The sequence below is a fragment of the Enhygromyxa salina genome (assembly GCF_000737335.2).
GTDB classification, from domain to species: Bacteria; Myxococcota_A; Polyangia; order Nannocystales; family Nannocystaceae; genus Plesiocystis; species Plesiocystis salina_C.
The window spans coordinates 26,235-33,974 of sequence record NZ_JMCC02000100.1; the positions used below are offsets into that span (position 1 = coordinate 26,235).

Below are 7,740 nucleotides of genomic sequence, written 5' to 3' on the forward strand. Positions count from 1 at the left end.
ACTATCCTGACTGGGTCATCTCAGGCCGTGCCCCCTAGCCGTCGGTGCGCGGGATCCCCATCATGGTGATCTTCGCGTGCTTGGGGTCGAAGGGCGGCGGCACGTAGATGGCGATGGTTCGCTCGGCCAACACGTCGCGCCAGTAGCGGTCGTCTTTCTTGATCATGAAGTAGACCTGGTTGGGCTTGATCGCGATCTCGTTGGGCGGGCGATGGGTTGGCTGCAAGGGCACGCCGGGCGTCGCCGACTTCACGATCGCGCTGATCTGCTTCCACGACGACATCTTGGACAGCTGCGGCAGCTTGTTGGCGACCTGCTGCTCGGGCGAGTCGGACTCGACCGCCAGCACCCAGTCCTTGCAGTCGATCATGCGCTGCTCCGAGAGCCGGCCGATCCACATGCCGTCTTCGCGGGCCTCGAGCGGGATCTTGATGCTCATGTCCTTGACCGCGGCGCCGAGCATCGTCTTGATGTTCTGGAACATCGGCAAGAAGCAGTTGCGCAGATCCAGGTACTGAAACCGCGGGAAGCTGGACGGGTCGAACTCGCCCGTGAAGCTGCACAGCCCGCCCGCGTACTGCAGGAGCATCAGGTACGCGGCCAGCGACGAGGTGTTGGGCTCTTCGCTGGTGTGCTTGAGCATCGGGATGCCCGAGTTGATCGCGTTGAGCAGCAAGTAGCGGGTCACGTCGGCGGCGGCGAACTCGATCGTGGCGGCGTCACGCTGGCGGCGGGTCGCCGTGAGCGCGCGCTGCTTGACGACCGAGAGGCTCATGATCTCGCGCAGGCCCGACATGATCACCGGCGACGCGCCGATGTGGAGCACGGGCGGGATGTAGCTGTCGGACAGCGTGAACGAGCCGTCCTCGTCGCGGACGATCTCCGCGATCTTGAGCTTGATGTGATCCTCGTCCTTCTCTTCGCCGAACAGCAGCACCGCCGCGGCCTGGCCGACGTCGAGGTTGCGGGTGTTCTTGCTCATCGAGATGTCGCCGACCGAGCGCGTGGTCGCCAGGTAGCGGCCGCGCCACTCGCTGTCGATCTCGTGGAAGTTGGAAACACCCTCGCGCAGGACCGGCAACCCGAGCGAGACCTCGAGCTGCTTGGCGGTGGTTGGAAAGTGATCGCCGATCGTCCGCGAGGGGACCGACAGCTTGCCGCGTAGATCCGTGCCGTCCGGCATCACGCCGTCAAACCGGGTCAGCTCCAGGCGCCCGCTCTTGAGCGCGCCGGCGTCGAATTCCACGGCTTGGACGCCCCAGCTGAGCGGAGTCGAGGCCGCCAGGCGCTCGTGCAAGGTCTGCTCTTCGAACAGCTCCTGCTGCTGGAGGTGCTGCGGGGAGATCAACATTCCCTCGCGCCAGATCACGCGGTCGTAGTGCTTGCGGTTGGTGGTCGACATGGTCGGAATCGGGGCTGGAGGCGGTGGACGGGCCAAGCAGGCGAAGGAGCGGCGACTGCTACTTCTTTTTCTTCTTTTTCTTCTTGCCGCCGTCGTCTTCTGCGGCCTTTTTGGGCGAGTAGAGCGGCGTGCACACACCCTCGAGCTTGTCTTCTTCAAACCCGGGCGGGATGTTCTTGCCGCCGTCGATCTGGTTGCGCTCGAGGTACAGGTACATGCACGGCTCGCCGAGCGACTCGGGGTCTTCGTCGTCGGCCTTCAGGTCGCACGCCTGCCTGCCGTAGGTGTCGGGGACCTCGTAGACGCGGTACCAGGTGTTGCCAACGGGCTGCTGGAACACACCAAACGCGAGGATGAACTTGACGCCGTCCTCGGGGGTGAGCTTGATGAGCTCGGTCGAGTCTGGGTAGATCTGAAATTCTTTGTCCGAGATGTACTCGTCGCCGAGCGCGGTCTCGTGGTCTTCCCACAGCTCGGTGAAGTCGAGGCTGCGGATCGCGAGGTCGCCGTTGAGCTGATACACGCGCACGACGGTTGGCAGCGGGTTGCCCTCTTCGTCGAGGTTGAGATCTGCGGCCGCCTGGATGTGCAGGGCGATCTCTTTGAACGCGTACTCATCGGGCTTGCAGGTCTCTTTGTCACCCTTGTTCTTGCAGCCGCCGAGCGACGCGGTTGCGCACAGACCAAGGGCGAGGCCGAGCGCCCAGCGGGACACCGAAGAGAGACGAGATCGAGAGGGTTGGGGCATGACGGGCATGACAGCGTGGGAGACGAGTGGATGGAGTGGGAGTCGAAGGTGGGCACCGGGCGTTCGCCGGTGACCGATGAAGCTCAGGAGCCTGGCGGGCCGTCCGGCTTGGACTGCGCCAACTCAGCCAGCTTTGACGCATCGAAGGTTACACCGCGCCGCGCCAGTTCGGCCATGAACGCGGGCTCGCGGTGGTGCTGCCACTTGGCGTCGGCCGAGTCGCGCGAGAGGATCGGAGAGACCCCCCCTTGCGCGTCGAATTCTGCCAACGTCACCGGTGACTCGGCGCCCCTAGACGAGCGCCCAATGACCACGACGACGCTGATTGAGGCGGCGACGTGCTGGCGCAGGGCGTCGCGGTCACGGCCAAAGCCGCCGAGCACCAGGCCCTCGACGCAGCTCGACAGGCCGGCCTTGGGATCGCTGACGCCCAGCCCCAAGACCAGCTGTTCGACCTCGCCACCCAGGCCCGCCCACGCGCTGGCCAGGCCAGCCCCACCGGCGCGATGGATCAGCAGGCGGGTCGAGCCAGCTTGGATCGCCAAGCTGATCGGCCCGGCCGTGAGACCGGGCTCGGCGTCGAGCACCAGCGCGCCGCGAGGCGGCACGATCCGGCTGCCCGCGCGCACGATCGCCAGCTCGCTGACGTCGAAGCGCGCGAGCTCGTGGGCGAGCGCCGAGAGCAGCTCCGTGCCTTCGCAGCCGTCGCCGATGCACACCAACACGCTGCCGCCAGCAGCAAGGACCGCGCGCAGGTACTCGGCGACCGGATGCGACACGGCGCCGACCTGGCTGAGCCCGCCCGTGACCGCCCGCGCCGGACGCCGAATCACGACGACGGGACCATCGGGGGCCACGCTGACGTCGGCCCCACGCAGGCGGGTGCCGTCGGGCATGCGGTGGTCGAGCCACGGCGCGGCCGCGTCCCACTGCAGGTGCGCGCCGGCGAAGCGATGCAGGGCCATCGCGATCGCGGCCGGACACGAGAAGCCTCGCTCGAGTCGCTCGCGGCCGTGGCCACGATCGACGTAGATCCGCTGCGGGCTGCGAATGATCACCTCGCGAACTTGCTCGCGGGCGTCATCGTCACCGAGCACGTCGGTGAGGGGGCCCAGCGCGAACACTTCGGCGAGCAGGTGCTCGGCCTCGACGCTGGGCTCGTCGAGCATCAGATCGGGATCGTTGCGGGCGATCACGGCCAGGCGCCGCTTGGCGCCGACGCGGGCGGCCTTGCGCTGCTTCTCGCCGTCGTCTGGCGGATGCTCTGGGGTCACGCCCAGATCCGACAAGAGCTCGTAGAACACCGCGGCACGCACCGCGTACTCCGGGCGCATGTCGATCTCTTCTTCGCCCTGGCGCCAGGTCGCCGACGTGGCAGCAGCCGCGGAGTGGGCTGCGGAAGCGCTCGAGCGCGGCGCGGCGGCCGGCGCCGCGCTGTCGGCAGCCTCGACCACCGTGGCCGAGGAGTACTCGTCGGGCTCGGGGCCAAGGCTTGGCGGACCCGACAAGCTTGGCGGCGCATCGAGGCTGACCGGCGCCGAGAGGCTTGGCGGCCCGCCACCCAGACTTGGCGGCCCACCGCCCAGACTTGGCGGCCCACCGTCGAGGCTCAGCGCGGGCGGACCCCCGTCGACGCCGAGCGTTGGCGGACCTCCGCCGAGGCTTGGTGGCCCGCCCAGGTCTGCCGGACCGGCGCTGCCCAAGTCGGACAAGCTTGGCGGTCCTCCCAGGCTTGGCGGCCCCGCGTCGAAGCTTGGCGGGCCTTCGTCCAAGCTTGGCGGTCCGCCGCCCAGGCTTGGCGGACCCGCATCGAAGCCCGGCGGACCCGCATCGAAGCTCGGCGGGCCCGCGTCGTTCAGATCGCCCATCACGGGCGGCCCGGCATCCATCGCGGGGGGTCCCGCGGGGTTGTTGCGCGCGTCGGGCTGGGGCGAGGCTCCGCGACCACGGCGTGATGGGGTCACGGGGGCGGGGCCCTCTGTCGGGCGCGGCGGTCCACCACGAGCGCGCTCGACCGCGACAGCAGGCTGCGGCTCAGGCTCAGGCTCAGGCTCGGGCTCGGGCTCGTACGCGGGCTCCGGCTCGGGCTCGTACTCCGGCTCCGGGTCGTACTCCGGCTCCGGGTCGATCTCCTCGACCTCTTGGATTTCCTCGATCTCTTCGACCTCTTCGAACTCTTCGACCTCGTCGACTTCGACTTCGACTTCGCGACTGGGCTCGGCGTAGCCTTGCTGGTTCCACTGGCCTTGCTGGTCGTGGGCCTGTTGGTGGTCCTGGCCCTGCTGGTCGTAGCCCTGCTGGTCGTAGCCTTGCTGGTTGTAGCCCTGCTGGTCGTACCCTTGCTGGTTGTAGCCCTGCTGGTCGTAGCCTTGCTGGTTGTAGCCCTGCTGGTCGTAACCTTGCTGGTCGTACCCTTGCTGGTCGTACCCTTGCTGGTTGTAGCCCTGCTGGTTCTGGTCCCACTGACCTTGCTGACCTTGCTGGTCATAACCCTGCTGGCCTTGATTTTGGTTCCACTGCCCGCCGTGGCCACCTTGCTGGGCTTGCCCACCCCACTGGCCTTGCGGGTCGTGGCCGGGTTGGGCTTGGTTCCACTGACCGGGCTGCTGCGGCTGCTGGGCCTGGTTCCACTGGCCGCCCTGTTGGCCGTAGGCCGCGGCGCCTTGGTTCCACTGGCCGTGATCGTAGCCTTCGTCGCCACCGATCTCGCCGGACAGCGAGCCGTGCTTTCGACCGGCACGCAGGGCCTCGGCCTGCTCGGGTGTGGCCATTTGCGTTGACCCCGTCTGAACCGGCGCCTGCTCGGGCTCGGGTGGAAACTGCTGGTGATCGGCCGCGACCTCGATCTTGATGTGGCAGACATAGACCTCGTCCTGAAGACTGATCTGCCTGGTGCCTTGGATGCGCTGGCCGTTGACGAAGGTGCCGTTGGTGGAGCCTAGATCCTCGATGTAGAGCTGGTGGTTGTGATCGATGTGGAGCCGTGCGTGGTTGCTCGAGATACCGCGCTCTGCGAGCACGAGGTCGTTCGCCGGCACGCGGCCGATCTTGACCTCGGTCTTGTGCTCGAAGCTCTCGATCCGCGACGGCTCGCCCTGATTCGAGATCCTGATTCGCATGCCGATCCTGCGGGCCCCGAGCATGACCCGTGCGCGCCCTAGCTCCAACCGGTTTCTCGCGTCGACGTCACCAAACTCGCGCCCGGAGGGTCACCCCCGACGTGCTCGCAGATCGACACCCGCCGACCGCCCCGTCCCCCACGGCAGCTTCGCGCCCAGGCGTGCACGCGCGAGTGCCCCGTGAGTCAGCGATCTCGCCTCTGGTCACCAAAATTCGGGCCTTCTCGCCCGATCTTGGGATCACCCACGAAGCTCGACGCGAGTGATCGGCCGGTTCTGCGACGGAGCTTCGGCCCGCCCGCGCGGCTTCGCTATGAGATCACGTTGACTTCAGTACAGCGCTGCTGTACGCCTGAACACCGAAAATGCGCGCGCCGGGTGATTACCGTCAGCGAGTCTTGAGGGCGCTGAGCGTCTTCGCTCTGTCCGTCGGGCTGCTCTCCAGTACGAGCTGCGCGAAGCGGCTCGTGCTGACGCCGGGCGAGTTCGAACGGATCGATAAACGCGAGCAAGCCGTCGACGCCCTCCGGGTCTACGTCAACAAGCGCTTGATCGTCGTGTACGAGGCCGATGATCGGGGCTCGACCTACGAGGTCGACCGCACGATCAACACCTCGCAGGACCGCCAGCTGCTGCGGGTGATCATCAGCCGCTCCACGATGGGCCAGATCATCGACAGCCAAGACAGCAACGGCGCGCCGAAGCTGTGGGTCACCTACAGCTCGCGCTGCAAGGAGAAGGACTGCGCCTACGGGTTCGTCCAGACCGAAGACGGCGTGTTCCGGCTCAACACCGTGCCCAAGCGCGACGGCTACCTCGACCCGAAGGCCTACTTCCGGCGCGAGACCAAGCAGATGACCCAGGGCAAGCTCGCGTCCTTGGCCGAGAAGAACAACGTCTACTTGTTCAAGAAGAAGAACGGCAAGATCCGCACGATCGACCTGATCGTCAAGAAGCGCACCGACAACAAGCGCCAGGTCGACACCATCCGCGACGGCGGTGTGCGCTGATGTTGCTGGGTTCACGAACACGGCGCGGGTCCGCCCTCACAGGCACCGCAGCGCTCACGATGATCGCCGCGCTCGCGTTGCTGCCCGGCTGCCGCAAGCGCGACCCCTCCGGCCCCACGCCGATCTGCCTGGCCGAGGTCGCGGGCGGCACCGCCGTCGAGTCCGAGGCCCAAGAGCTCCCGGCCGACATCTGGCTGTCGATCATGCTCCAGAACTTCGATCGTGAGCGACGGCTCCCGGGCGAAGATCCCAAGGACTGCACTGGCCGCTCAACCACCGAGCCCACCCCGCCCCCGCTCGCGGAAGGCGAAGAGCCAAGCGAGGACGACAAGCCCAACATCGTCGCTGGCTGCAACATCGGCGGCGATCCAGAGGTCAAGCGCCTCCCCACCCGTCCGCTCACCGACGAGGACGTGATCATCAACAAGGGCCCCGACGGCATGAGCCTCGTCTGGGTCCAGGCCACCCACTACGACAACGGCGAGGCCAGCGGCCCAATCGCCATGGTCCAGTGGACCCAAGCCGGCGTGGCCGTCCGCGCCCTCGGCAGCCTGCGCGCCCAGACCAACAAGGCCCGCATGCGGATCGAGATGGCCGGCGACCAGCAGATCCTGGTCGTCGAGGGTGACGAGTGCAACCCCGAGGTCAGCAAGCTCTGCAAGCGAATCATGAAGCTGCTGCCCAACTTGAACGGCCGCTTCGCAACAGTCCCGCTCAAGCTACAAAAAGACGAAGTCGTCGGCGACGTCGATCCCTGCCTCGGCGAGGCCTCGTTCGCACTCTTCGAGTCGTACACCTCAAACCTCCCCGACGGCTGGATCCGCAAATTCGAGATCTCGCGCAGCGTCACCTTCGACAAGGGCGCCCCCTTGGTAGCCGAGCAGGTCACGATCAAAGATCAAGACCCCAACCAGCCCGAAGCCCCCCCCGTAGAATTCCGCGAAGCCTCAACCGATCGAACCTTGGTCTACCAGCCCATCGATCGCTCATTCGGCACCCGCGGCTCCCTGTGGGAGCAAATGATCAACAACTACGGCTCGGTCGCCCACGACGCCAAAGCAACCGACGACGACGACTGATCCGGCCCTGCCCCCCATCTGAGATCGCGGCCCCATACACCCCGCCATCTCAGATCGCGCCCCCGTACACCCGCCATCTCAGATCGCGCCCCCCGTACGCCCGTCATCTCAGATCGCGGCCCTCGTACACCCCGCCATCTCAGATCGCGGCCCCCGTACACGCCCGCATCTGCGCATCGGGGAGTCCCCCCGAACAACGTCGAGCGCACAAAGGCCGCAGATGGCCTCAACCCGGCGTATCTACGCACGTGGAGATTAACGAAGCCACAACCGGTCGGGCCAAGATCGAGACACCAAAGGAAGCGGGGTCACGAGACTGGAGTAGACTTAGCGAGGCTCGCGCCTCAGACCGACGAGGCGAGTAGGTCGCGTCGGCCGCCGG

Annotated in this window: 5 protein-coding genes; 2 read left to right on the forward strand and 3 right to left on the reverse strand. The window is 66.9% G+C overall.

Annotated features, from left to right (window positions below):
• Nucleotides 1-34: 34 nt before the first annotated feature.
• The 3 genes from tssK to DB30_RS31355 form a co-directional block, all read right to left on the reverse strand.
• Nucleotides 35-1,402, reverse strand: coding sequence for a type VI secretion system baseplate subunit TssK (tssK, locus tag DB30_RS31345; protein ID WP_052555950.1), 1,368 nt, complete (start codon nucleotides 1,400-1,402; stop codon nucleotides 35-37).
• Nucleotides 1,403-1,460: 58 nt separating this feature from the next.
• The gene (gene tssJ / locus DB30_RS31350; protein WP_052555951.1) at nucleotides 1,461-2,117 is read right to left on the reverse strand and encodes a type VI secretion system lipoprotein TssJ; all 657 of its coding nucleotides are present in this window, start codon (nucleotides 2,115-2,117) and stop codon (nucleotides 1,461-1,463) included.
• 116 nt (nucleotides 2,118-2,233) lie between these two features.
• Entirely contained in the window at nucleotides 2,234-5,269 is a 3,036-nt protein-coding gene (locus DB30_RS31355) for an FHA domain-containing protein (RefSeq protein WP_165704037.1), read from the reverse strand.
• Between the two features lie 467 nt (nucleotides 5,270-5,736).
• On the opposite strand from DB30_RS31355, the gene DB30_RS31360 reads away from it, so the two are divergent.
• Nucleotides 5,737-6,279 (forward strand): hypothetical protein, encoded by a 543-nt coding sequence (locus tag DB30_RS31360; protein WP_146661432.1) that lies wholly within the window; start codon nucleotides 5,737-5,739, stop codon nucleotides 6,277-6,279.
• A 59-nt stretch (nucleotides 6,280-6,338) separates the two neighbouring features.
• Nucleotides 6,339-7,358: a hypothetical protein gene (locus tag DB30_RS31365; RefSeq protein ID WP_052555958.1), complete on the forward strand. Its 1,020-nt coding sequence runs from the start codon at nucleotides 6,339-6,341 to the stop codon at nucleotides 7,356-7,358.
• Nucleotides 7,359-7,740: the final 382 nt, after the last annotated feature.